General features: G+C 36.3%; 31 protein-coding genes, 1 pseudogene and 2 other annotated features. Of the genes and pseudogenes, 21 read left to right on the plus strand and 11 right to left on the minus strand.

Going from position 1 to position 26,360, the window contains the following annotated elements; all coding sequences use genetic code 11:
- The first annotated feature begins 125 nt into the window (after positions 1 to 125).
- The 10 genes from DT250_RS14375 (at position 126) to DT250_RS14420 (ending at position 8,167) form a co-directional block, all read left to right on the plus strand.
- The gene (locus DT250_RS14375; RefSeq protein ID WP_046957028.1) at positions 126 to 1,223 is read left to right on the plus strand and encodes a glycosyltransferase; all 1,098 of its coding nucleotides are present in this window, start codon (positions 126 to 128) and stop codon (positions 1,221 to 1,223) included.
- A 140-nt stretch (positions 1,224 to 1,363) separates the two neighbouring features.
- Positions 1,364 to 2,053, plus strand: a complete 690-nt coding sequence (locus DT250_RS14380; RefSeq protein ID WP_046957029.1) for a class I SAM-dependent methyltransferase — start codon at positions 1,364 to 1,366, stop codon at positions 2,051 to 2,053.
- A complete protein-coding gene (locus DT250_RS14385) occupies positions 2,050 to 2,736 on the plus strand; it encodes a glycosyltransferase family protein (protein WP_149213215.1) in 687 nt (228 codons plus the stop codon). Before DT250_RS14380 ends, DT250_RS14385 begins: the two co-directional genes overlap by 4 nt.
- Positions 2,737 to 2,748: 12 nt before the next feature.
- Positions 2,749 to 3,429, plus strand: a complete 681-nt coding sequence (locus DT250_RS14390; RefSeq protein WP_088062490.1) for a glycosyltransferase family protein — start codon at positions 2,749 to 2,751, stop codon at positions 3,427 to 3,429.
- A 14-nt stretch (positions 3,430 to 3,443) separates the two neighbouring features.
- Positions 3,444 to 4,181, plus strand: coding sequence for a sugar phosphate nucleotidyltransferase (locus tag DT250_RS14395; RefSeq protein ID WP_088062492.1), 738 nt, complete (start codon positions 3,444 to 3,446; stop codon positions 4,179 to 4,181).
- 8 nt (positions 4,182 to 4,189) lie between these two features.
- A complete protein-coding gene (rfbC, locus tag DT250_RS14400; RefSeq protein ID WP_088062494.1) occupies positions 4,190 to 4,735 on the plus strand; it encodes a dTDP-4-dehydrorhamnose 3,5-epimerase in 546 nt (181 codons plus the stop codon).
- Positions 4,736 to 4,750: 15 nt separating this feature from the next.
- Positions 4,751 to 5,722, plus strand: a complete 972-nt coding sequence (rfbB, locus tag DT250_RS14405) for a dTDP-glucose 4,6-dehydratase (RefSeq protein ID WP_149213216.1) — start codon at positions 4,751 to 4,753, stop codon at positions 5,720 to 5,722.
- Positions 5,723 to 5,733: 11 nt separating this feature from the next.
- Positions 5,734 to 6,588: a dTDP-4-dehydrorhamnose reductase gene (rfbD, locus tag DT250_RS14410; RefSeq protein WP_046958302.1), complete on the plus strand. Its 855-nt coding sequence runs from the start codon at positions 5,734 to 5,736 to the stop codon at positions 6,586 to 6,588.
- Positions 6,589 to 6,697: 109 nt separating this feature from the next.
- Positions 6,698 to 7,468, plus strand: coding sequence for an enoyl-ACP reductase FabI (fabI, locus tag DT250_RS14415; protein WP_000421885.1), 771 nt, complete (start codon positions 6,698 to 6,700; stop codon positions 7,466 to 7,468).
- Positions 7,469 to 7,609: 141 nt separating this feature from the next.
- Entirely contained in the window at positions 7,610 to 8,167 is a 558-nt protein-coding gene (locus DT250_RS14420) for a spore coat CotO family protein (protein ID WP_098133193.1), read from the plus strand.
- Between the two features lie 61 nt (positions 8,168 to 8,228).
- Here the strand turns inward: DT250_RS14420 and exsY are convergent, their stop codons facing one another.
- A complete protein-coding gene (exsY, locus tag DT250_RS14425; RefSeq protein ID WP_001277748.1) occupies positions 8,229 to 8,687 on the minus strand; it encodes an exosporium assembly protein ExsY in 459 nt (152 codons plus the stop codon).
- Between the two features lie 125 nt (positions 8,688 to 8,812).
- Between exsY and DT250_RS14430 the strand changes: the two genes are divergently transcribed.
- Complete coding sequence (locus tag DT250_RS14430; RefSeq protein ID WP_000899663.1) at positions 8,813 to 9,172, plus strand: DUF1360 domain-containing protein; 360 nt, start codon at positions 8,813 to 8,815, stop codon at positions 9,170 to 9,172.
- Between the two features lie 101 nt (positions 9,173 to 9,273).
- Positions 9,274 to 9,459, plus strand: a complete 186-nt coding sequence (locus DT250_RS14435) for a hypothetical protein (RefSeq protein WP_063224588.1) — start codon at positions 9,274 to 9,276, stop codon at positions 9,457 to 9,459.
- Between the two features lie 75 nt (positions 9,460 to 9,534).
- Here DT250_RS14435 and exsF read toward each other — a convergent pair whose 3' ends face one another.
- The 7 genes and pseudogenes from exsF to DT250_RS14470 all read right to left on the minus strand — a co-directional run bounded on the left by exsF (position 9,535) and on the right by DT250_RS14470 (position 14,911).
- On the minus strand, positions 9,535 to 10,038 hold the full coding sequence (gene exsF, locus DT250_RS14440) for an exosporium protein ExsF (protein WP_000492943.1): 504 nt from the start codon (positions 10,036 to 10,038) through the stop codon (positions 9,535 to 9,537).
- Positions 10,039 to 10,198: 160 nt separating this feature from the next.
- Positions 10,199 to 10,279: pseudogene (locus DT250_RS32800) on the minus strand (spore coat protein); the annotation flags it as partial.
- An 86-nt stretch (positions 10,280 to 10,365) separates the two neighbouring features.
- Positions 10,366 to 10,836: a spore coat protein CotY gene (gene cotY, locus DT250_RS14450; RefSeq protein WP_001277699.1), complete on the minus strand. Its 471-nt coding sequence runs from the start codon at positions 10,834 to 10,836 to the stop codon at positions 10,366 to 10,368.
- Positions 10,837 to 10,978: 142 nt separating this feature from the next.
- Positions 10,979 to 13,045, minus strand: a complete 2,067-nt coding sequence (locus tag DT250_RS14455; protein WP_149213217.1) for an ATP-dependent helicase — start codon at positions 13,043 to 13,045, stop codon at positions 10,979 to 10,981.
- 99 nt (positions 13,046 to 13,144) lie between these two features.
- Positions 13,145 to 13,567: a GNAT family N-acetyltransferase gene (locus DT250_RS14460; RefSeq protein ID WP_046957039.1), complete on the minus strand. Its 423-nt coding sequence runs from the start codon at positions 13,565 to 13,567 to the stop codon at positions 13,145 to 13,147.
- A gap of 1 nt (position 13,568) precedes the next feature.
- On the minus strand, positions 13,569 to 14,087 hold the full coding sequence (locus DT250_RS14465) for a YjcG family protein (RefSeq protein WP_000765870.1): 519 nt from the start codon (positions 14,085 to 14,087) through the stop codon (positions 13,569 to 13,571).
- A gap of 92 nt (positions 14,088 to 14,179) precedes the next feature.
- On the minus strand, positions 14,180 to 14,911 hold the full coding sequence (locus DT250_RS14470) for an alpha/beta hydrolase (RefSeq protein WP_001076845.1): 732 nt from the start codon (positions 14,909 to 14,911) through the stop codon (positions 14,180 to 14,182).
- A 203-nt stretch (positions 14,912 to 15,114) separates the two neighbouring features.
- On the opposite strand from DT250_RS14470, the gene DT250_RS14475 reads away from it, so the two are divergent.
- Both DT250_RS14475 and DT250_RS14480 read left to right on the plus strand, forming a co-directional pair.
- On the plus strand, positions 15,115 to 16,026 hold the full coding sequence (locus DT250_RS14475; protein ID WP_097917800.1) for a DMT family transporter: 912 nt from the start codon (positions 15,115 to 15,117) through the stop codon (positions 16,024 to 16,026).
- 76 nt (positions 16,027 to 16,102) lie between these two features.
- On the plus strand, positions 16,103 to 16,678 hold the full coding sequence (locus DT250_RS14480) for a Crp/Fnr family transcriptional regulator (protein ID WP_149213218.1): 576 nt from the start codon (positions 16,103 to 16,105) through the stop codon (positions 16,676 to 16,678).
- Here DT250_RS14480 and DT250_RS14485 read toward each other — a convergent pair.
- Positions 16,668 to 17,339: a DUF4386 domain-containing protein gene (locus DT250_RS14485; protein WP_149213219.1), complete on the minus strand. Its 672-nt coding sequence runs from the start codon at positions 17,337 to 17,339 to the stop codon at positions 16,668 to 16,670. The two genes, DT250_RS14480 and DT250_RS14485, sit on opposite strands and share 11 nt — an antisense overlap.
- An 87-nt stretch (positions 17,340 to 17,426) precedes the next feature.
- On the opposite strand from DT250_RS14485, the gene DT250_RS14490 reads away from it, so the two are divergent.
- The gene (locus tag DT250_RS14490; RefSeq protein WP_149213220.1) at positions 17,427 to 17,822 is read left to right on the plus strand and encodes a PH domain-containing protein; all 396 of its coding nucleotides are present in this window, start codon (positions 17,427 to 17,429) and stop codon (positions 17,820 to 17,822) included.
- 24 nt (positions 17,823 to 17,846) lie between these two features.
- Here the strand turns inward: DT250_RS14490 and DT250_RS14495 are convergent, their stop codons facing one another.
- Both DT250_RS14495 and putP read right to left on the minus strand, forming a co-directional pair.
- Complete coding sequence (locus DT250_RS14495; RefSeq protein WP_149213221.1) at positions 17,847 to 18,245, minus strand: Ig-like domain-containing protein; 399 nt, start codon at positions 18,243 to 18,245, stop codon at positions 17,847 to 17,849.
- A gap of 163 nt (positions 18,246 to 18,408) precedes the next feature.
- A complete protein-coding gene (putP, locus tag DT250_RS14500) occupies positions 18,409 to 19,887 on the minus strand; it encodes a sodium/proline symporter PutP (protein WP_149213222.1) in 1,479 nt (492 codons plus the stop codon).
- A 306-nt stretch (positions 19,888 to 20,193) separates the two neighbouring features.
- Positions 20,194 to 20,431 (plus strand) — a binding site (T-box leader).
- Positions 20,432 to 20,473: 42 nt separating this feature from the next.
- Positions 20,474 to 20,718 (plus strand) — a binding site (T-box leader).
- A gap of 52 nt (positions 20,719 to 20,770) precedes the next feature.
- Here putP and trpE point away from each other — a divergent pair.
- Genes trpE through trpB form a run of 6 tightly spaced genes read left to right on the plus strand, consistent with a single transcriptional unit; the run spans position 20,771 to position 26,359 of the window.
- The gene (trpE, locus tag DT250_RS14505) at positions 20,771 to 22,189 is read left to right on the plus strand and encodes an anthranilate synthase component I (protein WP_149213223.1); all 1,419 of its coding nucleotides are present in this window, start codon (positions 20,771 to 20,773) and stop codon (positions 22,187 to 22,189) included.
- A complete protein-coding gene (locus DT250_RS14510; RefSeq protein ID WP_000636313.1) occupies positions 22,186 to 22,773 on the plus strand; it encodes an aminodeoxychorismate/anthranilate synthase component II in 588 nt (195 codons plus the stop codon). The genes trpE and DT250_RS14510 overlap by 4 nt, the downstream gene beginning before the upstream one ends.
- A complete protein-coding gene (gene trpD, locus DT250_RS14515; RefSeq protein WP_149213224.1) occupies positions 22,770 to 23,795 on the plus strand; it encodes an anthranilate phosphoribosyltransferase in 1,026 nt (341 codons plus the stop codon). The genes DT250_RS14510 and trpD overlap by 4 nt, the downstream gene beginning before the upstream one ends.
- Before the next feature lies 1 nt (position 23,796).
- Positions 23,797 to 24,558 carry an indole-3-glycerol phosphate synthase TrpC gene (trpC, locus tag DT250_RS14520; RefSeq protein WP_149213225.1) on the plus strand — a complete coding sequence of 254 codons (762 nt, stop codon included), beginning with the start codon at positions 23,797 to 23,799 and terminating at the stop codon, positions 24,556 to 24,558.
- Positions 24,555 to 25,169 carry a phosphoribosylanthranilate isomerase gene (locus DT250_RS14525; RefSeq protein ID WP_000865138.1) on the plus strand — a complete coding sequence of 205 codons (615 nt, stop codon included), beginning with the start codon at positions 24,555 to 24,557 and terminating at the stop codon, positions 25,167 to 25,169. Before trpC ends, DT250_RS14525 begins: the two co-directional genes overlap by 4 nt.
- A complete protein-coding gene (gene trpB / locus DT250_RS14530) occupies positions 25,166 to 26,359 on the plus strand; it encodes a tryptophan synthase subunit beta (RefSeq protein WP_149213226.1) in 1,194 nt (397 codons plus the stop codon). The genes DT250_RS14525 and trpB overlap by 4 nt, the downstream gene beginning before the upstream one ends.
- Position 26,360: the final 1 nt, after the last annotated feature.

Here is a 26,360-nt window from a genome sequence, read left to right on the forward strand (position 1 = left end):
AAACCGGAAGAAAATGACACGGACATTTGAATTATTGAAAAGAAATCTTAAACTGCTTGTGTAAGTTAAAAAAGTGGAAAGTTTATTGTATGTATAACATATGATTGATTTGGAAGAGGGTGATTATGTTGAACAAGCAAGGAATCACAATTAGTTTATGTATGATTGTTCGAGATGAGGAAGATACAATAGGTCGATGTTTAGATGCAGTAGAAAAAATTGTTGATGAAATTATTGTAGTTGATACAGGTTCCATTGATCGAACGAAAGAAATTGTAGCTCAATATACTTCCAACATATATGACTTTCCATGGATTAATGATTTTGCGGCAGCTAGAAATTTTTCTTTTTCGAAAGCAACACAAGAATATATATTATGGCTAGATGCTGATGATGTGTTATTAGAAGATGCTCAAGAGGCATTGATCCTATTAAAAAGAGAATTAGATCCTAATGTGGATGCAGTTTCGATGCCGTATCATCTTGCAATGGATTCTAACGGGAAACCTTTATATTGTACAAAAAGAAATCGACTTGTAAAGCGTGAAAAACAATTTCAATGGTTTGGAAAGGTTCATGAATATTTAGCTATTTCTGGTGAAACTTTTAGTAGTAATGTTGCTATTACACATAAAAAAGAAAAAAAGGTAACAAATCGTAATTTGAAAATTTTTCAAGATGCTGTAGCAGCTGGAGAAGAATTGAGTCCGAGAGATTTATTTTATTACGCGAATGAATCTATGGATAATCAAAAATATGATGATGCAGTTCTACTATATGAAACATTTCTTAATCAAGACGAAGGATGGTATGAAGAGAAAATTTATGCATGTGGTAAGTTAGGAGATTGCTATGCAAAGATTGGAATGTGGGAGAAAGCAGTTGAATCTTGCGTGAAGTCGTTTCGATATGATGTTCCTAGAGGAGAGAATTGTACAAGAATAGGATATATATATATGGAACAACAAAAATATAACGAAGCGATATTTTGGTTTAAACTTGCAACGGAAGTACCAATGGCGACGGAGAGTCCGTTTCATAGTCCAGCGAGCTACACATGGCTTCCCTATTTACAAATGTGTATTTGTTATAGCAAGTTAGGAGAGCAAGATAAAGCTTATTATTACAATGAACTAGCAGCTTCTTATGTTCCGAATAATGCTGCAATTGAATATAACCGCAAATATTTTCGGGGTGTTTTTGATAAACAATATAAAGTGTAATAAGTTTCGTTTTGTTAGAAATGATTTATCGTTATTCTAACACTAATAGATTGGTTATATATTAGTGTATCAGTAATGGAACCAATATTTGGTGAATGAGATTTATATTTCAAATTCAATTTGCATAAGGAGTGTGTAAAATGAATCGTGAAAAAAGTTCTCTATATGAAGAAAAGTCCGAGCATTATTACAATGCAGCGAATCCGAATTTATTAAAGCATATAAAAAAGGAATGGAAAGAAGTTCTTGATATTGGTTGCTCGGGCGGTGCATTGGGAGCAGCTATAAAAGAAAATGGCATACGTGTATCCGGAATTGAGGCATTCCCAGAGGCGGCAGAAAAAGCAAAAGAAAGACTTGATCATGTTATTTTAGGGGATATAGAGAAAATAGATCTCCCTTATGAGGAGGAGCAATTTGATTGCGTCATATTCGGAGACGTATTAGAGCATTTATTTGATCCGTGGGCTGTAATAGAAAAAGTAAAGCCATATATAAAAGAAAATGGTGTGATTTTAGCAAGTATACCAAACGTTGCTCACATTTCAGTATTAGCGCCGTTACTTGCTGGAAATTGGACGTATACAGAATATGGTTTATTAGATAAAACGCATATTCGTTTCTTTACATTTAATGAAATGCTCCGAATGTTTTTAAAAGCAGGTTATTCGATTAGTAAAGTAGATCGTGTATATGTTGATCATAAAATGTACGAACCACTTATTGAGGAATTATATGGAATTTGTAAAAAATATCGTCTTGGAAGTGGCTTCATGGCTGAGACGGTCGTATTTCAGTATATTATTGAAGCAGAAAAATCACAGCTATGAGTGCTGCTGAAAAAACAATATTATTTGTTACATGTATAAATGATCGGAAAATGTATGCACAGTGTGTACGACATATATTGAGCTTAGCAGTGCCTCCAGGGTATACTGTACAATTTATGCCAATTCGGAATGCGAAAAGTATGACGAGCGGATATAATCAAGCGATTTCGCATCCAGCGAAATATAAAGTATATATACACCAAGATGTTTTCATTATGAATGTGGCATTTTTATATGGATTACTTCAATTATTTAACGAACATGAACATCTTGGAATGATTGGAATGATTGGAGCCCAATATGTTCCTCCAAACGGGATATGGAATGAAGGCAAGGGAGTTGTTGGGAAAGTAATTGGTTATATGAACGATTTATTTTATATGGCAACTCAAGAACAGCCGTACCATGAGTCAAAAACATTTATGCCTGTGGAATGTATCGACGGTTTATTGATGGCAACGCAATACGATATTCCCTGGCGAGAAGACTTGTTTGATGGGTTTGACTATTATGATGTATCTCATTCATTTGAATTTAGAAAAGCTGGCTATACAGTTGGGGTTCCTGTACAGCGTGATGCGTGGTGCATTCACTATCATATTGATGTGAATATGACCAACTATGACAAGTATAGAAAGATATTTGTGGAGAACTATATGTCAGATGTAAATCAAGACGAATAGAGGGGCTACAAAATGAAGGATCGTACAATATTAGTTGTTGTTTGTGTAAATAATGAAGAGCTATTTGAACAATGCGAGAGACAAATAAGAAACCTTTTTGTTCCCCCTGATTATGTCGTACAAATTTTTCCGATACGAGATGCGAAAAGTATGGCAAGCGCATATAACCGAGCACTTTCATATCCCGCGAAGTATAAGGTTTATATACATCAGGATACTTATCTTATTAATCGAGAGATGTTCTATACAATTATTTCCCTTTTTAAAGATAATGAAAAGCTCGGCTTAATTGGAGTAGCTGGAGCCCAATTTTTACCGAGTAACGGGATATGGTGGGAAGGGAAAAATTTAGTAGGGAAAGTGATTGAGTATAGAAGACGGAATTATCAATTATTAAATTTAGATCAGGGGTTTTATGGAAGCCAATCTTTTATGTCGGTGCAGGCAATTGATGGCTTATTCATGGCAACACAGTATGATATTCCGTGGCGAGAAGATTTGTTTCAAGGGTTCCACTTTTATGATGTATCACAGTCTTTAGAGTTTCAAAGGGCTGGTTATTTAATTGGTATCCCAAATCAATCAAATTTATGGTGTATTCATTATAACGGAGATGAATTTGATGCGGATACATATGAGAAAGATCGAAAAGTGTTTGTAGAACAGTATAAAGATATTTTATCTCCATCATAAGGGAGAGATGCAGAGTGAAAGGGATTATTTTAGCAGGTGGTACTGGATCGAGGCTATATCCAATAACAAAAGTAACGAATAAACATTTGCTTCCTGTTGGACGTTATCCAATGATTTATCATGCAGTATATAAGCTGAAACAATGTGAGATTACAGATATTATGATTATTACAGGTAAAGAGCATATGGGAGATGTTGTTAGTTTTTTAGGAAGCGGTCAAGAGTTTGGCGTGTCCTTTACGTATCGTGTGCAAGATAAGGCTGGCGGAATTGCACAAGCATTAGGGCTTTGTGAAGATTTTGTTGGGAATGATCGCATGGTAGTTATATTAGGCGATAACATTTTTTCGGATGATATTCGTCCGTATGTTGAAGAGTTTGCAAATCAAAAAGAAGGTGCGAAAGTACTGCTGCAATCTGTAGATGATCCTGAGAGATTTGGCGTAGCAAATATTCAAAATCGTAAAATAATTGAAATTGAAGAAAAGCCGAAAGAGCCGCAAAGTTCCTATGCAGTCACAGGAATTTATTTATATGACCCGAAAGTCTTTTCTTATATAAAAGAATTAAAACCTTCCGCAAGGGGAGAGCTTGAAATTACAGATATCAATAATTGGTATTTAAAACGAGGGGTACTTACTTATAATGAAATGAGCGGTTGGTGGACTGATGCAGGAACTCATGTTTCTCTTCAAAGGGCGAATACGTTAGCGCGGGATATAAACTTTGGTAAACAGTTTAACGGAGAATAGGTGAGAATATGAAAGTTATAGAAACAAACTTTACCGACGCGAAATTGTTAGAACCGAGGTTATTTGGAGATGAGCGTGGCTTTTTTACTGAAAGTTATAATAAGAAGGTGCTAGAAACATTGGGAGTTACGTATTCATTTGTACAGGATAATGTTTCGTATTCGGCAGAAGCGGGAACGATTCGGGGATTACACTTTCAAAAAAATCCGAAAGCACAAACGAAACTTATTCAAGTTATGCAAGGAGCAATTTATGATGTTATCGTTGATTTGCGAAAAAATTCACCAACGTTTAAACAGTGGAGAGGATATATTTTAAGCGCGGATAATCATCGGCAATTATTAGTGCCAAAAGGATTTGCACATGGTTTTTGTACACTTGTCCCGCATACTATTGTTATGTATAAAGTAGATGAGTATTATAGTGCTAATCATGACTCAGGGGTACTTTGGGACGATAAAGACTTAGCAATTCCATGGCCGGTAACAAGCCCTATTTTGTCTGATAAAGATCGAATATTACCGTTACTTCAGGAATATGAAGATAGTTTTTGAGTAGGAGAGTTGTGTATGAATATATTAGTAACAGGTGGGGCCGGATTTATTGGAAGTAATTTTGTGCATTATATGTTACAAAGCTATGAAACATATAAAATTATTAATTTCGATGCATTAACATATAGTGGAAACTTAAATAATGTAAAGTCTATTCAAGATCATCCGAATTACTATTTTGTAAAAGGTGAAATTCAAAATGGAGAGCTGCTGGAGCATGTTATTAAGGAACGTGATGTGCAAGTAATTGTCAATTTCGCAGCTGAATCACATGTGGACCGTAGTATTGAAAATCCGATCCCTTTTTATGATACAAATGTAATTGGGACAGTCACCTTATTAGAATTAGTAAAAAAATATCCACATATTAAACTCGTGCAAGTATCAACAGATGAGGTGTACGGCTCGTTAGGTAAGATAGGTAGATTTACCGAGAAAACCCCGTTAGCTCCAAATAGTCCATATTCTTCAAGCAAAGCGAGCGCCGACATGATAGCTTTATCTTATTATAAAACATATCAATTACCAGTTATAGTAACGCGTTGCTCCAATAACTATGGGCCGTATCAATATCCTGAAAAGTTAATTCCGTTAATGGTTACGAATGCGCTGGAAGGAAAAAAACTACCGTTATATGGCGATGGATTAAATGTAAGAGATTGGTTACATGTAACGGATCATTGTAGTGCGATTGACGTTGTTCTGCATAAGGGACGTATAGGAGAAGTATATAATATAGGTGGAAATAATGAAAAAACCAATGTAGATGTTGTGGAACAAATTATCTCTCTCTTAGGAAAAACGAAAGAAGATATTGCGTATGTTACAGACCGTTTAGGGCATGATCGTCGTTATGCGATTGATGCACAAAAGATGAAGAATGAGCTCGGGTGGGAACCACAGTATACGTTTGAACAGGGGCTAAAAGAAACGGTGGAATGGTATGAAAATCATATAGAATGGTGGAAACCACTAAAAGAAAAATAAGGGGCATATAAATGAAAGAACGGATTATCATAACGGGAGCAAATGGTCAATTGGGAAAGCAACTACAAGAAGAGTTAAATGCTGAAGAATATGACATATATCCATTTGATAAAAAGTTACTAGATATAACAAATATATCCCGAATGCAGCAAGTGGTACAAGAAATAAGGCCACATATAATTATTCATTGTGCAGCGTATACGAAGGTTGATCATGCTGAGAAAGAACAAGACCTTGCTTATGTAATAAATGCAATAGGAGCTCGAAATGTAGCGGTTGCTTCACAATTAGTAGGGGCGAAATTAGTTTATATTAGTACCGATTATGTATTTCAAGGTGACAGACCAGATGGCTATCATGAGTTTCATAATCCATCACCGATAAATGTATACGGGGCTTCTAAGTATGCGGGAGAGCAGTTTGTCAAAGAGTTACATAATAAATATTTTATCGTTCGAACATCGTGGTTATATGGTAAGTATGGAAACAATTTTGTGAAAACGATGATGCGGTTAGGAAAAGAAAGAGCAGAATTATCTGTTGTAGCGGATCAAATTGGTTCTCCTACTTATGTGGCGGATTTAAATGTGATGATTAATAAGCTCATTCACACTTCTTTATACGGTACGTATCATGTATCAAATAGAGGTTCATGTTCTTGGTTTGAATTTGCCAAAAAAATATTCTCGGATGCAAATATGAAAGTGAATGTATTACCTGTTTCCACCGAAGAATTTGGATCGGCGGCAGCTAGACCGAAATATTCTGTTTTCCAACATAACATGCTACGATTAAATGGTTTTTCACAAATGCCTTCTTGGGAAGAAGGATTAGAGCGGTTTTTTATAGAAACAAAAAGTCATTAACAAAATTTAAGTTAATGACTTTTTTGTTTGCCTTTAAGAGGTTTTATGGTACTATAATTATAGTATCAGGTACTAATAACAAGTATAAGTAATTCTGGGAGGATATATCATGGAACTATTACAAGGGAAAACATTTGTTGTTATGGGCGTTGCGAACCAAAGAAGTATTGCGTGGGGAATTGCTCGCTCTTTGCATAATGCAGGTGCAAAATTAATATTCACATATGCAGGAGAACGTTTAGAAAGAAACGTTCGTGAATTAGCGGACACATTAGAAGGACAAGAATCACTTGTATTACCTTGTGATGTAACAAATGATGAAGAACTTACAGCTTGCTTTGAAACAATCAAGCAAGAGGTTGGTACAATTCACGGTGTTGCACACTGTATTGCTTTTGCAAATCGTGATGATTTAAAAGGTGAATTTGTAGATACTTCTCGCGATGGATTTTTACTTGCACAAAATATTAGTGCATTCTCTTTAACAGCTGTAGCAAGAGAAGCGAAGAAAGTAATGACAGAAGGCGGAAATATTTTAACGTTAACATACCTTGGCGGCGAGCGCGTTGTGAAAAACTATAACGTTATGGGTGTTGCGAAAGCTTCATTAGAAGCGAGCGTAAAATATTTAGCTAACGATTTAGGCCAACACGGCATTCGCGTTAACGCTATTTCTGCAGGACCAATTCGTACGTTATCTGCAAAAGGCGTAGGCGACTTTAACTCAATTTTAAGAGAAATTGAGGAGCGCGCACCACTTCGTCGTACAACAACTCCAGAAGAAGTTGGGGATACAGCAGTATTCTTATTCAGTGATTTAGCACGCGGCGTAACAGGAGAAAACATTCACGTTGATTCAGGGTATCATATCCTAGGATAAATATAATATTAATTTTTAAAGGACAATCTCTAAATGTTGAGATTGTCCTTTTTATTTGTTCTTAGAAAGAACAATTTTTAACGAAAGTTCTTACCACGTTATGAATATAACTATAATAGTACACAATTTATTCAGCTACGTATGGAAGTGGGAGGGACGAGTGTGAAGAATAAAAATAAAAGTTCAACAGTTGGAAAACCGTTGTTATATATTGCGCAAGTAAATTTGGAACTTGCTGCACCGAAAATAAAAAGAATTATCTTAACAAACTTTGAAAATGAAGATCGAAAAGAGGAAAGTAATAGAAACGAAAACATTGTAAGTAGTGCTGTGGAAGAGGTAATAGAGCAACAAGAAGAGGAACAAGTAGAAGAAAAAATGGAAGAAGCGGAACAAGTACAAGAGCAACAAGAGCAACAAGAACAACAAGAACAACAAGAACAACAAGAGCCAGTGAGAACTGTCCCATATAATAAATCATTTAAGGATATGAATAATGAAGAGAAGATTCATTTTTTATTAAACCGCCCTCATTATATTCCGAAAATAAGGTGCAGAATAAAAACAGCTACAGTCTCATATGTTGGATCAATCATATCGTATCGTAATGGAATTGTAGCTATTATGCCGCCAAATAGTATGCGAGATATTAAGTTGTCTATAGATGATATCCAATCGATTAGTATGGCCGGCTTTTAAATATGTAAAGGTGGTAGAAAATCTTCTACCACCTCAATAGTTTTTTAGTTTACTTAACTTATTAGATAGAAACGTCGCGTAAGCACTGAATCGCACAGAAACAGCTTAAATCTACAGTGATACAAGTAGATGTCGATACTAATCTTGCATTTGGTACAGCTAAAAACGTACAAATTGGATCGTCACCAGGCGGTACAGGAGAACCGTCACCTAATACTACAGTTAACACACGTAAGACAGCACAGCTATCATCATCTACGCTTTCCACACGGAAAATTGGAGATCGGCAGCTAGTAAGGCTTGCAGATGGTGCAAATGCTTCAAAAGGTTCTCCAGTTTTTGTGTATAAAATAAAAGGGCGTGTATTTGCTACCGATGCAGTGTTGTGTGCACCTAAAAATGGAATTTCACAACCAGATCCACACGTTGTTGTAGAACAATCTTGTAATTCATTGATGAATTTTACAACGTCAACTACACAATGAGAAGAGCTATGGTGTTTATTTTCGTTACAACTCATTAATGTCACTCCTTATCTTCTTGTTTGTATTTACATTAATAAGATATTGGAGTCGAGGAGATTTGGTCACAATCTCAAGACCTTTTTTTTTAAATAGGCGAAAGAAGATAAGGGAAGGTGGAATCATGCTGTTTACAAGCTGGCTTTTATTTTTTATTTTTGCGTTAGCTGCCTTTAGGCTCACTCGTTTAATTGTTTATGATAAAATTACAGCCTTTTTGCGAAGACCGTTTATTGATGAGTTAGAGATTACAGAGCCAGATGGAAGTGTATCAACTTTTACAAAAGTAAAAGGTAAAGGATTAAGAAAGTGGGTTGGCGAATTATTAAGCTGTTATTGGTGTACAGGTGTATGGGTTAGTGCTTTTTTATTAGTTTTATATAATTGGATTCCTATCGTTGCAGAGCCGTTACTTGCATTATTAGCTATTGCAGGTGCAGCAGCAATCATTGAAACAATCACAGGATATTTTATGGGAGAATAGTATATTTGCATAATACGAGAAAAAGCGGAGTTTAAATGAATGAGGGAACGGAAATAAGGAGTTGTTCATATAGTAAATAGACAGAATTGACAGTAGAGGAGATGTTTGCTGTGAGCAATAATCCAAGGCAAAATTCATATGACCTGCAGCAATGGTATCATATACAGCAACAACACCAATTGCAACAACAGGCATATCAAGAACAATTGCAACAACAAGGTTTTGTGAAGAAAAAAGGATGTAATTGCGGGAAAAAGAAGAACACAATAAAACATTATGAAGAATGAAACACTCATGTTACTGTGAGTGTTTTTTATTATATATAAAAAGCGGTATTTCTGTATTAGAAATACCGCTTTTTACTAGCTAATTTGTGCAACTGTTAATGCTGCAGCACGGATGTCTACAGTTCCAATTAACTGAACTGGCACAATTTGAATTAAGTCACCAGGGTTTAAGTTAATAAGAATAACACCGCTGGATACGTCTACTTCACCAGTACCAATAACATTAGAACGAACCGCTGTACCTGATCCAGGAATAATATTTGCTGGTGTATTTAATGATAAGAAGAAACGACCAGCTTCTGGCGCGGTAGGTACGTTATCAAGACTAATCGTTAATGTATAACTGATTTGATAAATACCAGCTCGTAGAATTCGGATGCCATCTCCGACACTTACTGTATCATTTATTACAGGAACAGTAATATTTGGGTTTGGACTTACGCTAGGTAATAGTAGTGGTGTAAATAATGAAGCAAACTGAGGTGCAGACGCGTTGAAAGCAAAACCGAAGGCAGGTAGTGTACTAGCTGGTTTTGCCTCACAATCGATTTTAGTAAATTCGCAATCAGAAGAGAACATGTTTTTCACTCCTTTATCTGTTTCTACTTTCAGTTAATGAAAAGGACAGGTTCTATGTTCTAGACAAGTTCCCAATTTTATGAAAAATACATAATAATAGCTTTTAAGCATGGATTGGGTGGCTCTGCCACCCAATCCATGCTTAAATTAATATTTAGTTTTATATAGAAACATCACGTAAGCATTGAATAGCGCAGAAACAACTTAAATCAACAGGTTCTAGACAAGTTCCCAATTTTATGAAAAATACATAATAATAGCTTTTAAGCATGGATTGGGTGGCAGAAAACTCTGCCACCCAATCCATGCTTAAATTAATATTTAGTTTTATATAGAAACATCACGTAAGCATTGAATAGCGCAGAAACAACTTAAATCAACAGTAATACAAGTAGATGTCGACACTAGCCTTGCATTTGGTACAGCTAAAAACGTACAGATTGGGTCGTCACCAGGTGGTACAGAGGTACCATCACCTAAAACTACAGTCAATACACGTAATACAGCACAGTCATCATCATCTATACTTTCTACGCGGAAAATGGGAGATCGGCAACTAGTAAGGCTTGAAGATGGTGCAAATGCTTCAAAAGGTTCTCCAGTCTTTGTGTATAAAATAAAAGGACGTGTATTCGCTACTGACGCATTGTTATGTGCACCTAAAAATGGAACTTCGCAACCGGATCCACATGTTGTAGTTGCGCATTCTTGTAATTCATGTATAAAACGAACGACATTCGATACACAGTTGAAATCACAATCATGGTGATGATGGTCTTCGTTACAATTGCAGCTCATTATGTTCACTCCTTATCGTGAGTTCTGACATACACTATTACAATATGAATGAGATATGGTTGATATTACGTTAATTCTTACGATAAAAGCAGGGAATTTATATAGTAGGGATGTACATAATGCAATATAAAAAAAGACATCCTTATTTAGTGGATGTCTTTTCAGGTAAATCTTTTCGCGCAGTATATAAAAAACGAGATATATCTAATTTTTTTCCTCTAAAAAATTGCGGAGAGGAAATGTAAAGTTCTTCTTTCGCACGTGTAATTGCGACATAAAGTAGTCGACGTTCTTCTTCTAAAGCTTCAGAAGTCTCTGTAACACGATCATTTGCATCTTTTAAAGAAGAAGTATGGGGAAGAATACCATCGCTCGCTCCAAGTAAAAAGACGCATGGAAATTCAAGGCCTTTTGCGTTATGAATAGACATAAGCGAAACAGCATTTTTTTCCGGCATTGTTTTTAATGCTTCCATTTCTTTTTGACCTTGAATTGCTTCATCAATAAATTGTAAATAAGCTGGAATATCGCTGAAACGAGTTGCTGACTCCATTAATTCTTCTAACATTTCTTCTTGTATATCTTTATGCATCGTAAAGGAAGAACGATCGTTACTTTGTAAGTACTCTAAATACTTTCCTTTACCATGAATAATTTCTTTTAATGCTTTTTTCGGTTCTAATTCTTTTATAAATTTAATAAAATCGATACGCTCATTTACCTTTTTTACTTGAAAAGGTTTTAAGCTCGGATTTAATAATAAGAAATGAAGAAGAGAAGGGAACCGCCCCTCACCATATTTCCATTGTTCACGTTCAATAAATGAAATACAATCATCACGCCCGATATACATAGTTGGCAATATATTTGAAAGTGATTCTAGTCGAAACGGTTCAATCACCAGTCTTAAATGATCTAATACAGGCTTAATTAAAGAATGTTCATAAAATGATTGACTCGCCCCGTGCTTAATAAACGGGATTTTGTGAATTGTAAGCTGATCAAGTAACGAACGGCTTACAGAATGTGTGCGATACAGTAAACAAAAATCTTTAAAGTTGCGTTCGCCGCTATCTACTTTTTCTTGAATGAGCTGCAAAATTTGATTTGCTTCATCAAGAGTCGTAGCAGGTCTTGCGTAAAAAGGTTGTACACCTTCTTCACGCACAGAATATAGCTCTTTATCAAAACGCTCCTGATTTAGTTTGATAACTTCATTTCCAAGCCCAACGATAAAAGGATTGGATCGATAATTCGTATTAAGTGCGATAATCGTAGTGTTATCAAATTCTTTTGGAAAAGATAAAATAATTTGGTGACTTGCTCCTCGCCAGCCATATATCGCCTGATCGTCATCACCTGCGATAAATAAATTATTTCTTGGCGTGGCTAACAATTTTACAATTTCATATTGTGCATACGATGTATCTTGGAACTCATCTACTTCAATATAGTGGAAACGTTGTTGTAATTGGGTAAGCAAAGGAACGTTATTTTCTAACATATAATATGTTTCTAATAAGATGTCATCGAAATCAATATAATTATATCGTTGTTTTACTTCTTCAAAACGCTCGTATACTTCTTTAAATTCTTGTTCAACGGGTGTTTTTGTTTTTATATCTTTCGGACGATTCAATTTGTTTTTCTCAAGTGAAATCATAGCGAGCATTGTTTCAGCATCATAATCGTCTTTTAGACGCAATTCTTTCAAGATTTTCTTTATCATAATTTGTTTATGTTTTTCGTTTGCTAAAATTTGCTGATTATATCCTTGACTACGAAGCAATTTTAAAAAGACAGAGTGGAATGTGCCAGCAACAACGTAGCTACTTGCAGCACGATTCATACCTGGTAAATTTGCTACACGGTTTCGGATTTCTTCAGCTGCTTTTTGTGTAAATGTAAGCAATAAAATATTTCGTGGATGAACTTGTTTTACATTTACTAAATAACCTACGCGGGTTGTTAAAACAGATGTTTTCCCGCTTCCGGCACCAGCCAATGTAAGGACAGGGCCTTCTGTCGTTCGCACAGCCTCTAATTGTTTTTCATTTAAAAAAACATTTTGTTGTTCGAGAGCGCGAAAATACGCCGCATCTGCATCTTCTTCCATAATTAAATGGGTAGATGTTTTCGGAATATGATATGTTGCACGCGGAATGTCAGCGTGCGTTAATGATTTTTGTGAAAATTTTTCTTGTGTCATATATTCACCTTCAAAACTATAGCATCAACATTTAACTTTAGCGGAAGAAAAAGAAAATAGCAATGTAAAAAACAGGAGGGGATACCTCCTGTTTTCAAATTACAATTCTTTTATCATAACGATGTGAGGAATATTTGCTTCCATGAATACATCAGAATGCGTTACATATCCAAGTTTCTTATAGAAATCTTCAGCATGTGTTTGGGCATGCAGCTTTAATTTTGGTAGCGAGTTTTCATTCGCATACGCTTCAAGTGCATCCATAACAATTTTTCCAATGCCTTTTTTACGATGGGAAGCTAGTACGCAAATGCGTTCCATTTTTCCTATTCCATCCAGTATGCGAAAACGACCAGCACCAACTGGAACATCATTATCATATATAACAACGTGTGTTGAAGTTTCTTCAAACTCATCATACTCTTCGTCAGCAGAAACTTGTTGCTCATTCACAAATACTTGCTTACGTACAGAGAATGCATCTCTTAGTTGTTCGTCCGTTTGTACGATCTGTGCGTGCAAATTAGTTGTTCCCCTTTCCAAGGTGGAATGTTTCGTATACAGTCCACGTTCCGTTTTCTAATTGATATAGAAGATGGAAGCGATCAATTGGTTGTTCATAATAGAAATCTTTCATACGTAATCGACCTAATACATCAGCATGCTCTGCATCGGATAAGCCTTGTCCGATTGTTAAATGAGGTACGAAAGCGTACTCGCGTTCTTGTATAAAGAATTCGCTATGCATCTCCTCATTTAAGAAAGTAAGTTCAGGTGTTTTTTCTACTTTAAAATAAAGAACATTATTAACAGGTGCGAATGAACCAACTTTTCCGACATGAAGGGTGAAAGGGTTCGTTTTACTTGCGATTGTATGTAACTCTTTTACAATCGATTCTAATTGTTCATCTTGCGTCTCAAAGGGTGTTTTCAATGTAATATGTGGCGGAACTAATGCGTAGTGCGGATCATAACGTTTACGCAATCCGTTCGCTTTATCTTGAATCATTTTAGATGGAAAAATTACAATGCCTAATTTCATGTTCCAATTCCTCCCTTTGTAAGTCTAGTTAGATTTTGAGAAAATAACTCTCTTAATCTATTATATCAAATTATTCTGAATACTGCTCTCTATTATTTCATTGATAGAATATGAGAGAAAGCTTTCGGTAAATCAGTCTGCCAATATTTCCACGTGTGGTTACCTTCAAATTCTTCGTAATGCGTGATGAAATTTCTATCTGTCAGAAGCGTATTGAGCTCACGGTTCGGTTGTACGAAATCGGATACTTGTCCATCAGTGCGTTTTACAGCTGTTTCTTCTGTCCCAATGACGTGATAAAGGTCTAGCGCCTCCGGATTTTTAAAGTCTTTTGCTAAGTTCATCACTGTTTCATCCACAAATGGTGATTGCATAACGACTTTACCGAATGTATGCGGATACATAAGTGCAGTCATGAAGGAAACTGTCCCGCCAAGAGAATCACCAATTAACACACGACCTTTTCCCATTTGGTACGTTGGATAATTTTCATCGATATATGGTGCAAGTTCATGAGCAAGGAAACGAATATACGCAGCGTTTTTCACTTCATTTGGGAAATATTTTTCTTTACGATCGTGTACATTTTTATATGGAATACCGACAATAATTGTACGGTCAATTTCTTCAGTTTCACGAAGGCGCTCAATTACACGGTGCGCTTTACCAAGCTGAAAATAATCTCTACCATCTTGTGCAATTACAACTGTATGTTTGTGCAGTGGTGTGTAATTTACCGGTAAGTAAACGAGAAGTGTAACATCTTCTTGAAGTGATGCGCTATAAAATGAAATTTCTTCAATTCTCCCTATTGTTTGATTCATGTAGATCCCCCTAAATAAAAATTTACTGTAATGATTGTAAGAGCGACGCTTGTAGTGAAAAAGAAAGAAATATTCACTAATAGGTGCTTTCGTTTCTATTTTACCATAATGGTACGAAGAATCTAAAAAATTAGTATTTAAGTTGTGAAAGAAAACGGATATAATGAAGTGGGATTTTTGACAGGTGAGAGGGGAGACGGAATTTGAAACAAGAAAGATCAATCGCGCTACCATTAGCAATTTCCATTATAGCCATTTCATTCGCAGCAGTTTTTGTAAAGATGTCCTCAGCACCATCTTCAATATTAAGTATGTATCGATTATGGATTATCGTACTTATTATGCTGCCTATCGTTTGGAAAAAGCGGGAAGAGTTTAGTAAGATTCAAATAAAAGATTGGGGATTTTTAATTGGATCTGGTTTCTTTTTAGCGCTTCATTTTCTTTTGTGGTTTGAATCTTTAAAGCATACGACAGTTGCTAGTTCGACGATTATTTTAGCGCTTCAACCAATCGTATCTTTAGTTGGAGGTTTTTTCTTATTTAAAGAAAGAACAACATACTCAGCCATTGCGACAATGGGAATAGCGATACTAGGCGTAATGTGTATTGGGTGGGGAGATTTAGGGTTAAGTGAACAAGCAATTTATGGAGATATATTATCCTTTTTAAGTGTCATAGCGGTTGTTGGTTATTTATTTATCGGGCAAACAACAGTAAAGAAAGTATCACACTGGATTTATAGCTTTACAGTTTTTGCATTCGCAGGTATTTTTATGGGGATTTATAATATAGTATTGCAAGTGCCTTTTACAGGCTATACGAAGTGGGATTGGACTGTTTTTCTTTTACTTGCGGTCGTGCCGACAGTGTCACACGTCATTAATAATTGGTTATTAAACTACGTAAATGCAACAACAATTTCAATGAGTATTTTAGGTGAACCAGTTGGAGCATCTATATTAGCGTTCTTCTTACTCGGTGAAAGACTAAATGCCATGCAAATTATCGGTAGCATGCTCGTATTGTTTGGTGTATCTGTGTTTTTACTACAGCAACAAAAACGAACAGCAAAAAATGTAGTAAACGAGCCGGCTTATACACAGGAAATATAATGTTAGAGGAGAAAAGAGAAGTTGTAATACTTCTCTTTTTGTTTTATAGAAATATAGAGGAAGAAGGTGGAGGAAAATGGAAGAAGTATTAAAGAAGTATATGCAGAACCTTACAACACTAAGTGAAGAAGAGCAGCACATGATCCTCAGTGAATTACAAATTGAAGAATATAAAAAAGGAACAGTGCTTCTAAGGCAAGGAGATGTTCCTTCGAAATGTTATTTTGTATTAAAGGGATGCATTAGGCAATATTGTATAGATGAAACAGGGAAAGAGGTTACATCAAATTTTTATACAGAAGAACAAGCAATCGCAAATTTTAATCATCATAAACAAGATAAATCATCCCCGCATACGTTAACGTGTTTAGAAGACTGTCTTGTTGTAGTTGGCGACCTGCATAGTGAAAAGGACATGTATAAGAAATATTCACAATTAGAAGAAATGACACGCCAAATGATTGAATACCACTTCGGTGAGGTACAAGAAGAACTTTCATTATTTATTGCATCGACACCAGAAGAGCGCTACAAATCATTATTACAAAAACGAACTCATTTAATCAATCGTGTTCCTCAATATCAATTGTCAAGTTATCTAGGTATTACGCCAGAATCATTAAGCAGAATTAAGAAAAGACTCAAACAGTAGCGTTTTTTCCACCTCTAATCAATAGCCATATACTAAATCCGAGTTCACCTGCAATCATTGGCAATTGGAACAGTGTTTGTACGATTGAGATCATCATATCGTATTGTGAAAACAGCGTATTCATGACGTGAATTACGATATAACTGATAGACGCGAAGAATAGTAGTATACTAATACATTTCGGTATATGTTTAGATAGGAAAGCTACATAACCTAAAACGAAAAGGTGTAAGCCGAAAATGATTAATCCTACAGACCAAATGTATTCGAAGACATTGAGAGACAACATCACATATGTTTCTGGATTCGCAATCGTACTTTTTGAAAGCAACAATGCCAATATTAGATTGAATATGGCGATTCCAAGTATCGCTGTATACATAAGACGAAGCAAGGCAGCTAGTAATGAGAGGCTAGTATGAATTGGTTTTAGAAAGAAATAAAGAGCCCACGCGGCGACAATATCAGTAATGAAAATGATAATCCAACCGAAGATTTCCGCTTCGAAAAGTGAATGTGAAGTTTGGATATTATGGAATGTCGCGCTCGCATCTTCTTGTATAACGAGATTTCCATGAACAAAACCGTAAGAAAAAAATGCAATGAATGCCATAACAAGAAGAGAAAAGCCAGCAAATAAGGCATACTTTCGTTCAGTCATAATACGTCCTCCTATTCTAATGTTATTTTTATTGTAAAAGGGAAGAGGAGGAGAATCATTGACTTAAATCAAGAGAGGGGAAATTTAATGGAATTTCCATCAAAAAAAGATATATGGTTATATCCGATTTTTTTCGTTGTCATTGGAGCGTGTTTTGCCCCCTTATTTGCAGGGAGAGAGTATTTTCTTTTATTTTTTACAATTCCATTAGCCATATTATTTATTTGGAGTTGGTTTTCGACAAGATATATCGTCGGAGAAGAAACAATTACTATTAAATCAGGTTTCGTTAAAAAGCGCATATTTATACGAGATATAAAACAGATTTCAAATACGAAAAATCCAGTAGCAGCTCATGCCTTATCATTTGATCGACTTGAAATTATTTATGGATCACATCAAACAGAAATTATTTCTCCTAAAGATAAAGAGCAATTCATCAATCTCGTTACAAGTAAAAATTCATGCATTGAAACAAAGTAAAAGAGTGGCTTCGTAGCCACTCTTTTACTTTGGATTTGTCATATAAGGTTGTACATGAATCATGCATAGGTCACGGAACTTTCCTTCAGCAGTTGTGACAATTACGACTGCTCTTCCGGCACTTTTTCCAGTAATCGTTACCGTATCACCTTTTGGATGCATTGTGATAACATCAGCATTCATATTTGTCCAAATAAGTTCTTTATTCGTTGCTTGCACTGGCAAAACGGAAGCTGATAACTCAGTGCTTTGTCCAGTTCTTACTTTCAACTTATTTTTTTCCATATGAACACCAATGACTGAAATAACAGAAGGAGCGATTGAAATTTTAGGTGGTTTAGGTTGTATGTTCAAACAAGACGCAGAAGTATTTGTAATAGGTGAAAATTTTCGTGTTTGTTGTTGCTGGAAAGCTGCTAACATGTTGGAGTCCCCTTTCTGTATAAGTGCTGATAGTAATACTATAAAGGAGTAGTGTTATGTTTAATTTAACGAAACATAAAGAAATTGTTAAATTCGAGTAGAAGATTGTCGAACTTTCATAAAAAGAAAGCTCTGCTGATACGATAACAGCAGAGCTTTTCCTTTATAGATTATGACTATGTTGTTTTTCGAAATTCTCAAATTGCTCTTCAACTTCTTTTGAAGGTTGTGTTAGTAAACTAACAATTACGATGGCTAGTAAACTAATAGCGAAACCTGGAATCATTTCATATAAGAAATCTTTTAAGAATTCGAATTGAGTCCATATAATAACAGTAGCGGCACCAGAAATCATACCAGCAAGTGCGCCCCACTTCGTCATACGTTTCCAATATAAGCTTAATAAAATAGCAGGTCCGAATGAAGAACCGAAACCAGCCCAAGCGTATCCAACAAGAGCTAAAATCGTATCATTTTGTTTAAACGCTAATGCGCACCCAACTAATGCAATAACAAGTACAGCCATACGACCGACAAATACAAGCTCTTTATCAGAAGCAGAGCGTTTAAAGAAGGTACGATATAAGTCTTCGGTTATAGCACTAGAAGTAACGAGTAATTGAGATGAAATTGTACTCATAATAGCTGCTAAAATAGCTGCTAATAAAAATCCAGTAATAAGTGGGTGGAATAAAATTTTTCCTAGTTCAAGGAAAATTGTTTCTGGATTAGATAATGTTAACTCTTGTTGTGAGTAGTAAGCGATACCGATAAGACCAGTAAACATAGCTCCAACAACAGAGAAAATCATCCAGCTCATACCAATTCTTCGTGCGCTTTTAATCTCTTTTACAGAAGAAATCGCCATAAAGCGTACGATAATATGAGGTTGTCCAACATAACCAAGGCCCCATGCGAATAAAGAAATCATTCCTAAAGTAGAGGCACCTTTAAAAATATCTAGACGTGTTGGATCTACAGAACGAATTGTATCAAATGCAGGTCCAAGTCCGTTCGAATTTATAATTGTTACGATAGGAACAAGAATAAGAGCAATTACCATAATGATTCCTTGTACGAAGTCTGTCCAACTTACTGCTAAGAAACCACCAAATAATGTGTAAGCGACAACAACGCCTGCAACAATGAATAATCCAACGTGGTAGTTCATACCAAATGAATTTTCAAATAATACAGCGCCTGAAACTAATCCTGAAGCTACATAAAAAGTAAAGAAAATCATAATAACAAGTCCGGATACTAAGCGTAGCATGTGAGATTTGTCGTGGAAGCGGTGTTCCAAAAATTCTGGGATAGTAATAGAGTTGTTTGCAATTTCAGAGTAGGTACGTAAGCGAGGAGCGACATAAAGCCAGTTTGCGTATGCGCCTAGTGTTAGGCCAATCGCAATCCAACTACTACTCAATCCAACGCTAAACATTGCACCGGGTAAGCCCATTAAAAGCCAACCACTCATATCGGATGCTCCAGCACTTAATGCTGTTACTGCGGGGCCTAGTGTACGCCCGCCAAGCATATAATCTGTTAAGTTGGACGTTCGTTTATAGGCGAAATAGCCAATGACTAACATCCCGAGCATGTAAATAGAGATTGAAGTTAAAGTTAACATCTGCGTACTCATGAAGTTCCCCTTCCTTTTGTCATGTCTTTTGATGCGTTATGCATATTTATAATCTATCATGATTATTCTGAAAAATCCATACAGAAATATGAATTTTCAGAAATGTAAGCGTTTTTTGATATCATTTTACTTTTTTAATATATAATATTCATACAAAAAACCTTATTTTTAATAGAGTATTTATTATATTTACATAAAAAGAGGTTGTTTTGTCAATATAATATTGAAAGGAGAGAAAAATAAAATTTTTTAAAAAGTATTGACTTATGAAAAAAGTAAGGTCTATAATGAGTGCAACTTAAAAAAATGCAAGCGTTGATGAAGAAGAGTACACATGATGAACATGTCAGAGAGCTGATGGTTGGTGCGAATCAGTATGGAATTGATGTGGAATGGGCTTCGGAGCTTCCAAACCGAAACGAAAGAAGTAGGCTTTGGCGACATGATCTCATCGATACAAGAGACACGTATTGTTTTTGATACGGTAAAGTGCGTTACATTCGTAACGAATTAAGGTGGCACCACGGGAGTACCCGTCCTTTCTATAGGATGAGTACTCCCTTTTTGTGTACAAAAAATTAAATAAATGAAATCGTTGAAGTAAGAAGAGTACGTATATTGGAGACGTTACAGAGAACCGGGGATAGGTGGGAGCCCGGTGCGGTGCCATATACGGAATGGGCTTACGAGAGGTATGCTGAACAATTATTTTCAGTAGGCAACCCGGGTTCCGCCGTTACAAGGATAAGGTATATATTTTGTACCTGAATAAAGCGGGATGCTTTTGCGTCCAACATGAGGTGGTACCACGGTAAATTTATCGTCCTCTACATATTTTCGATATGTAGGGGACTTTTTTATTTTTCAGATTGAGGTGAAAGGCATGATGACAAAAGAGGAATTTATGAAGCAAAAAGAACAGGGAAGAGCATTTTTAGTAATCGCTGAAGAAGAAGGAGATAGCATTACGCCAATTTCTTTATATAGACGTATGAAGGGAAAGAAAAAGTTTTTATTAGAAAGTTCGCAGCTTCATCAAGATAAAGGACGCTATTCTTACTTAGGATGTAATCCATATGGTGAAGTGAAAAGTGTTGGTACGGAAGTAGAACGAACGATTTACGGCCGGGCAGAAGAGTTGCAAGGTAACGTACTACAAGTGTTAGAAGAAGAAATCGCGTCAGCTCAAGTAGACAGTCCATTCCCATTTTGCGGAGGAGCAGTTGGTTATATTGGCTATGACGTCATTCGGCAATATGAAAACATTGGAGCAGATTTACACGATCCATTGAATATTCCGGAAGTACACCTTTTACTGTACCGTGAGTTTATCGTGTATGACCACTTACGCCAAAAATTATCATTTGTATATGTATGCAGGGAAGATGATGCAGCTTCTTATGAAGAAGTATATGAAAGATTGCAAGTATACAAAGAGGAAGTGTTACAAGGAGAAGAAGCAGAAGTAACTGAAATAAGATCAACATTATCATTCACTTCTTCTATAACAGAAAAAGAATTTTGCACGATGGTAGAAACGGCGAAAGAATACATTCGGGCCGGGGACATATTCCAAGTCGTATTATCTCAGCGTTTGCAAAGTGAATGTATTGGGGATCCATTCGCGTTATACCGAAAACTTCGAATTGCCAATCCGTCACCATATATGTTCTATATCGATTTTCAAGATTATGTTGTACTCGGTTCTTCGCCGGAAAGCTTGTTATCAGTTAGAGAAGATAAGGTGATGACGAATCCAATTGCGGGTACGAGGCCGAGAGGGAAAACGAAGGAGCAAGATGCGGAAATTGAAAAAGAACTGTTAGAAAATGAGAAAGAACGAGCGGAACATATGATGCTTGTAGATCTTGGGCGAAATGATATTGGCAGAGTAAGTGAAATTGGATCCGTGACGATAGATAAATATATGAAAGTAGAAAAATACTCTCACGTTATGCACATTGTATCTGAAGTTTACGGAACATTGCGAAAATTAATGAGTGGATTTGATGCATTAGCGTATTGCCTACCAGCAGGAACAGTGTCGGGAGCTCCGAAAATTAGAGCGATGGAAATTATAAATGAGCTAGAGAATGAAAAAAGAAATGTATACGCAGGTGCAGTTGGATACGTTAGTTTTTCAAGGAATCTTGATATGGCGCTCGCCATTCGAACAATGGTTGTAAAGGATGAAAAAGCATACGTTCAGGCCGGAGCGGGAATTGTTTATGATTCAGACCCAGTAGCTGAATATGAAGAAACGTTAAATAAAGCGAGAGCACTATTGGAGGTAATGAAATGATTGTACTAATTGATAATTACGATTCATTCACATATAACTTGTATCAACTGTTAGGTGAATGCGAGGAAGAAATTGTTGTCGTAAGAAATGATCAAATAACGATAGAACAGTTAGAAGGGATGAATCCAACAGGAATTGTGCTATCACCAGGACCAGGAAAACCAGAGGATGCTGGCATTTGTATCGAAGTGATTCGTCATTTTTATAAGAACGTTCCCATATTAGGTATTTGCCTTGGTCATCAAGCAATTATATCAGCATTTGGAGGAGACATTGTAAGAGCAGGACGCATTAAACACGGTAAAACATCACGTGTAAAACATAATGGAACTTCAATCTTTTCATATGTAACACAGCCATTAACGGCGATGCGCTACCATTCCCTTGTTGCAGCGCAAACGAGCTTGCCAGAGTGTTTTGACATACTAGCGACAGCGATGGACGATGGAGAAATTATGGCAGTTCGTCACAATTATTATCCGCTATTCGGATTACAGTTTCATCCGGAATCAATCGCGACAGAAGAAGGTGGAAAGTTAATACGTGCCTTTTTAACAGAAGTGAAGGAGGAGGAAAGAGTATGAATAACTATCTTCGTAAATTAGTGGAGGGACAACATTTAACAGAAGAGGAGATGTATAGAGCAGGGCTTCTTTTATTAAATGAAAACATATTGGAGAGTGAAATTGCAGCTTTCTTAGTATTACTGAAAGCGAAAGGTGAAACAGCAGAAGAAATATACGGCCTTGTTCGAGCTCTTCGTGAAAAGGCATTACCGTTTTCGAACCATATACAAGGAGCGATGGACAATTGTGGGACGGGTGGTGACGGTGCTCAAACGTTTAATATTAGTACAACATCGGCATTTGTACTGGCAGGAGCTGGCGTAAAGGTTGCAAAACATGGTAATCGAGCTGTTTCTAGTAAAACAGGAAGTGCAGATTTATTAGAAGAACTCGGTGTAAATATTAGCAGTACGCCAAACGAAATTGATTATTTATTAGAGCATGTCGGCATCGCATTTTTATTTGCACCAGCGATGCATCCAGCATTAAGACGCATTATGAAAATAAGAAAAGAATTGAATGTGCCGACGATTTTTAACTTAATTGGTCCTTTAACAAATCCGGTAAATTTAGAAACACAATTTGTCGGCATTTATAAACGAGATATGTTACTACCAGTTGCGCAAGTATTACAGAAATTAGGCAGAAAACAAGCGCTTGTCGTAAACGGAAGTGGATTTTTAGATGAAGCATCATTACAAGGAGAGAATTATGTTGTCATTTTGAAAGATAATGAAATAGTAGAAACGAGTATTGAACCTAAGAAATATGGTTTCTCAATAGTGAAAAACGAAGAGATTAGAGGCGGGGATTCGAAAGAAAATGCAAAGATTACGCTCGGAGTATTAAGCGGAGAAAAGAATGTTTACCGCGATACAGTTTTATTAAATGCAGGTCTAGCCCTTTTGGCAAATGGAAAAGCAGAAACGATTGAAGAAGGAATTACACTAGCGGCATATAGCATTGACTCTGGAAAAGCATTAGCCAAACTAAACTTATTAATTGCAGCAAGTAATGAAAAATTAGAAAGGGTGAATTAACGTGGGGACGATTTTAGATAAAATTGTAGACCAAAAGAAAAAGGAAGTTGCGGCATTATATGAAACGTATACACCATTAAAAGAAAGTAGAAAGACACTTTCACTTGTAGAAGCATTACAGCAGTTTACTGTCATTGCAGAAGTAAAGCGAGCATCACCATCAAAAGGAGATATTAATTTACACGTTGATGTACGAAAACAAGTGAAAATATATGAAGAATGCGGCGCAGGAGCAGTATCTGTTTTAACAGACGGTCAATTTTTTAAAGGGTCGTTTCACGATTTACAAACGGCAAGAGCAGAAAGTAACATTCCGCTTTTATGTAAAGATTTCATAATTGATAAGATTCAAATTGATAGGGCGTATGAAGCTGGAGCAGATATTATTTTATTAATTGTAGCGGCGTTAACGAAAGAAAAATTAAAAGAGCTGTACAGCTACGTACTAGAAAAAGGATTAGAGGCAATTGTTGAAGTTCATGATGAGCAGGAATTAGAAATTGCAATTCAATTAAATCCGCACGTTATCGGTATTAACAACCGTAATTTAAAAACATTCGAAGTCGATTTAAGGCAAACAGAAAAGCTTGGAAAACGATTAAACGAGGAGAAATTACTTTGGGTTAGTGAAAGTGGGATTCATTCAAAGGAAGATATTATCCGTGTTAAAAAAGCTGGAGCAAAAGGTGTGTTAGTTGGAGAGGCACTTATGACATCATCTTCTATTCATACCTTTTTTGAAGACTGTAAGGTGAACATATGAAAGTGAAAATTTGCGGCATCACTGATGTTGAAACGGCAAAACGTGCTTGCGAATACGGAGCTGATGCACTCGGATTTGTTTTTGCAGAAAGTAAGCGAAAAATCACTCCAGTGCTAGCGAAAGAAATCATTCAGGAGCTTCCAACAAACGTGTTAAAGGTTGGTGTTTTCGTAAATGAATCAGTAGAAGTGATCGAGAAAATTGCAGATGAATGTGGGTTAACGCATGTGCAACTACATGGGGATGAAGACAATCATCAAATCAGAAGATTGAATATTCCGTCTATAAAATCACTTGGGGTAACTTCAGAGAGTGATATGAAAAATGCTCAAACATATGAAACGGATTATATATTGTTTGATAGCCCGAAAGAAAAGTTTCACGGAGGAAATGGAAAGCAATTTTCATGGGAGTTACTCGCACATATGTCAAAAAAATTGCGAGAGAAAACGATATTAGCTGGTGGATTAAACGCTTTTAATATAGAAGAAGCGATTCGAACGATTCAGCCATACATGGTCGATGTAAGTAGCGGAGTGGAGACAGAAGGAAAGAAAGATCTAAAGAAAATAAAACAATTTATTATAAAAGCGAAGGAGTGTTCAAAATGAACTACGCATATCCAGATGAAAAAGGTCACTACGGTATATACGGAGGACGATACGTTCCAGAAACGTTAATGCAATCTGTATTAGAGCTAGAAGAAGCATATAAAGAAGCGATGCAAGATGAAGCGTTTCAAAAGGAATTAAATCATTATTTAAAAACGTACGTCGGAAGAGAAACACCGCTTTATTTCGCTGAAAATATGACGAAGTATTGCGGCGGTGCAAAGATTTATTTAAAACGTGAAGATTTGAACCATACAGGAGCTCATAAAATTAACAATACAATCGGTCAGGCACTACTTGCAGTACGAATGGGCAAGAAAAAAGTTGTCGCTGAAACAGGGGCAGGACAACACGGAGTGGCAACCGCTACTGTATGTGCCCTACTCGGATTAGAATGCGTCATCTTTATGGGAGAAGAAGATGTGAGACGTCAAAAATTAAATGTGTTCCGAATGGAATTACTCGGAGCTAAAGTAGAAAGCGTAGCGGCAGGTAGCGGTACATTAAAAGATGCGGTAAACGAGGCGCTTCGCTACTGGGTTTCACATGTACACGATACACACTACATTATGGGATCCGTTCTTGGACCACATCCATTCCCACAAATTGTTCGTGATTTCCAAAGTGTAATTGGGAAAGAAACGAAAAAACAATATGAAGCGTTAGAAGGGAAATTACCAGAGGCAGTCGTTGCATGTATTGGTGGTGGTAGTAATGCGATGGGCATGTTTTATCCGTTCGTACACGATGAAGAAGTCGCTCTTTACGGCGTAGAAGCAGCTGGGAAAGGTGTTCATACAGAAAAGCACGCAGCTACTTTAACGAAAGGAAGCGTTGGTGTTTTACACGGATCGATGATGTACCTTCTGCAAAATGAAGAAGGACAAATTCAAGAAGCGCATTCTATTTCAGCGGGACTCGATTATCCAGGTGTTGGGCCAGAACATAGCTTGCTAAAAGATATTGGACGCGTTTCTTATCATTCAATAACAGACGAAGAAGCGTTAGAAGCATTTCAATTATTAACGAAAAAAGAAGGGATTATTCCGGCGTTAGAAAGCTCACATGCTGTCGCATACGCATTAAAATTAGCGCCGCAAATGAATAAAGACGAAGGGCTTGTCATTTGTTTATCTGGCCGCGGGGATAAAGATGTAGAGAGTATAAAACGTTATATGGAAGAGGTGTAAG

It is taken from the genome of Bacillus sp. AR2-1, from assembly GCF_008368755.1.
GTDB lineage: Bacteria > Bacillota > Bacilli > Bacillales > Bacillaceae_G > Bacillus_A > Bacillus_A wiedmannii.

What these genes read in the sequence shown, in the direction of transcription:
- trpE (WP_149213223.1), top strand. Translation starts at nt 20,771, where the DNA reads ATGATGACAAAAGAGGAATTTATGAAGCAAAAAGAACAGGGAAGAGCA.
- DT250_RS14455 (WP_149213217.1), bottom strand. Translation starts at nt 13,045, where the DNA reads ATGACACAAGAAAAATTTTCACAAAAATCATTAACGCACGCTGACATT.
- DT250_RS14485 (WP_149213219.1), bottom strand. Translation starts at nt 17,339, where the DNA reads ATGACTGAACGAAAGTATGCCTTATTTGCTGGCTTTTCTCTTCTTGTT.
- DT250_RS14420 (WP_098133193.1), top strand. Translation starts at nt 7,610, where the DNA reads ATGGAAGTGGGAGGGACGAGTGTGAAGAATAAAAATAAAAGTTCAACA.
- DT250_RS14490 (WP_149213220.1), top strand. Translation starts at nt 17,427, where the DNA reads ATGGAATTTCCATCAAAAAAAGATATATGGTTATATCCGATTTTTTTC.
- DT250_RS14375 (WP_046957028.1), top strand. Translation starts at nt 126, where the DNA reads ATGTTGAACAAGCAAGGAATCACAATTAGTTTATGTATGATTGTTCGA.
- fabI (WP_000421885.1), top strand. Translation starts at nt 6,698, where the DNA reads ATGGAACTATTACAAGGGAAAACATTTGTTGTTATGGGCGTTGCGAAC.
- rfbC (WP_088062494.1), top strand. Translation starts at nt 4,190, where the DNA reads ATGAAAGTTATAGAAACAAACTTTACCGACGCGAAATTGTTAGAACCG.
- exsY (WP_001277748.1), bottom strand. Translation starts at nt 8,687, where the DNA reads ATGAGTTGTAACGAAAATAAACACCATAGCTCTTCTCATTGTGTAGTT.
- DT250_RS14430 (WP_000899663.1), top strand. Translation starts at nt 8,813, where the DNA reads ATGCTGTTTACAAGCTGGCTTTTATTTTTTATTTTTGCGTTAGCTGCC.
- DT250_RS14435 (WP_063224588.1), top strand. Translation starts at nt 9,274, where the DNA reads ATGTTTGCTGTGAGCAATAATCCAAGGCAAAATTCATATGACCTGCAG.
- DT250_RS14510 (WP_000636313.1), top strand. Translation starts at nt 22,186, where the DNA reads ATGATTGTACTAATTGATAATTACGATTCATTCACATATAACTTGTAT.
- DT250_RS14495 (WP_149213221.1), bottom strand. Translation starts at nt 18,245, where the DNA reads ATGTTAGCAGCTTTCCAGCAACAACAAACACGAAAATTTTCACCTATT.
- DT250_RS14525 (WP_000865138.1), top strand. Translation starts at nt 24,555, where the DNA reads ATGAAAGTGAAAATTTGCGGCATCACTGATGTTGAAACGGCAAAACGT.
- DT250_RS14465 (WP_000765870.1), bottom strand. Translation starts at nt 14,087, where the DNA reads ATGAAATTAGGCATTGTAATTTTTCCATCTAAAATGATTCAAGATAAA.
- cotY (WP_001277699.1), bottom strand. Translation starts at nt 10,836, where the DNA reads ATGAGCTGCAATTGTAACGAAGACCATCATCACCATGATTGTGATTTC.
- DT250_RS14380 (WP_046957029.1), top strand. Translation starts at nt 1,364, where the DNA reads ATGAATCGTGAAAAAAGTTCTCTATATGAAGAAAAGTCCGAGCATTAT.
- DT250_RS14480 (WP_149213218.1), top strand. Translation starts at nt 16,103, where the DNA reads ATGGAAGAAGTATTAAAGAAGTATATGCAGAACCTTACAACACTAAGT.
- exsF (WP_000492943.1), bottom strand. Translation starts at nt 10,038, where the DNA reads ATGTTCTCTTCTGATTGCGAATTTACTAAAATCGATTGTGAGGCAAAA.
- rfbD (WP_046958302.1), top strand. Translation starts at nt 5,734, where the DNA reads ATGAAAGAACGGATTATCATAACGGGAGCAAATGGTCAATTGGGAAAG.
- rfbB (WP_149213216.1), top strand. Translation starts at nt 4,751, where the DNA reads ATGAATATATTAGTAACAGGTGGGGCCGGATTTATTGGAAGTAATTTT.
- DT250_RS14390 (WP_088062490.1), top strand. Translation starts at nt 2,749, where the DNA reads ATGAAGGATCGTACAATATTAGTTGTTGTTTGTGTAAATAATGAAGAG.
- trpD (WP_149213224.1), top strand. Translation starts at nt 22,770, where the DNA reads ATGAATAACTATCTTCGTAAATTAGTGGAGGGACAACATTTAACAGAA.
- DT250_RS14385 (WP_149213215.1), top strand. Translation starts at nt 2,050, where the DNA reads ATGAGTGCTGCTGAAAAAACAATATTATTTGTTACATGTATAAATGAT.
- trpB (WP_149213226.1), top strand. Translation starts at nt 25,166, where the DNA reads ATGAACTACGCATATCCAGATGAAAAAGGTCACTACGGTATATACGGA.
- putP (WP_149213222.1), bottom strand. Translation starts at nt 19,887, where the DNA reads ATGAGTACGCAGATGTTAACTTTAACTTCAATCTCTATTTACATGCTC.
- DT250_RS14470 (WP_001076845.1), bottom strand. Translation starts at nt 14,911, where the DNA reads ATGAATCAAACAATAGGGAGAATTGAAGAAATTTCATTTTATAGCGCA.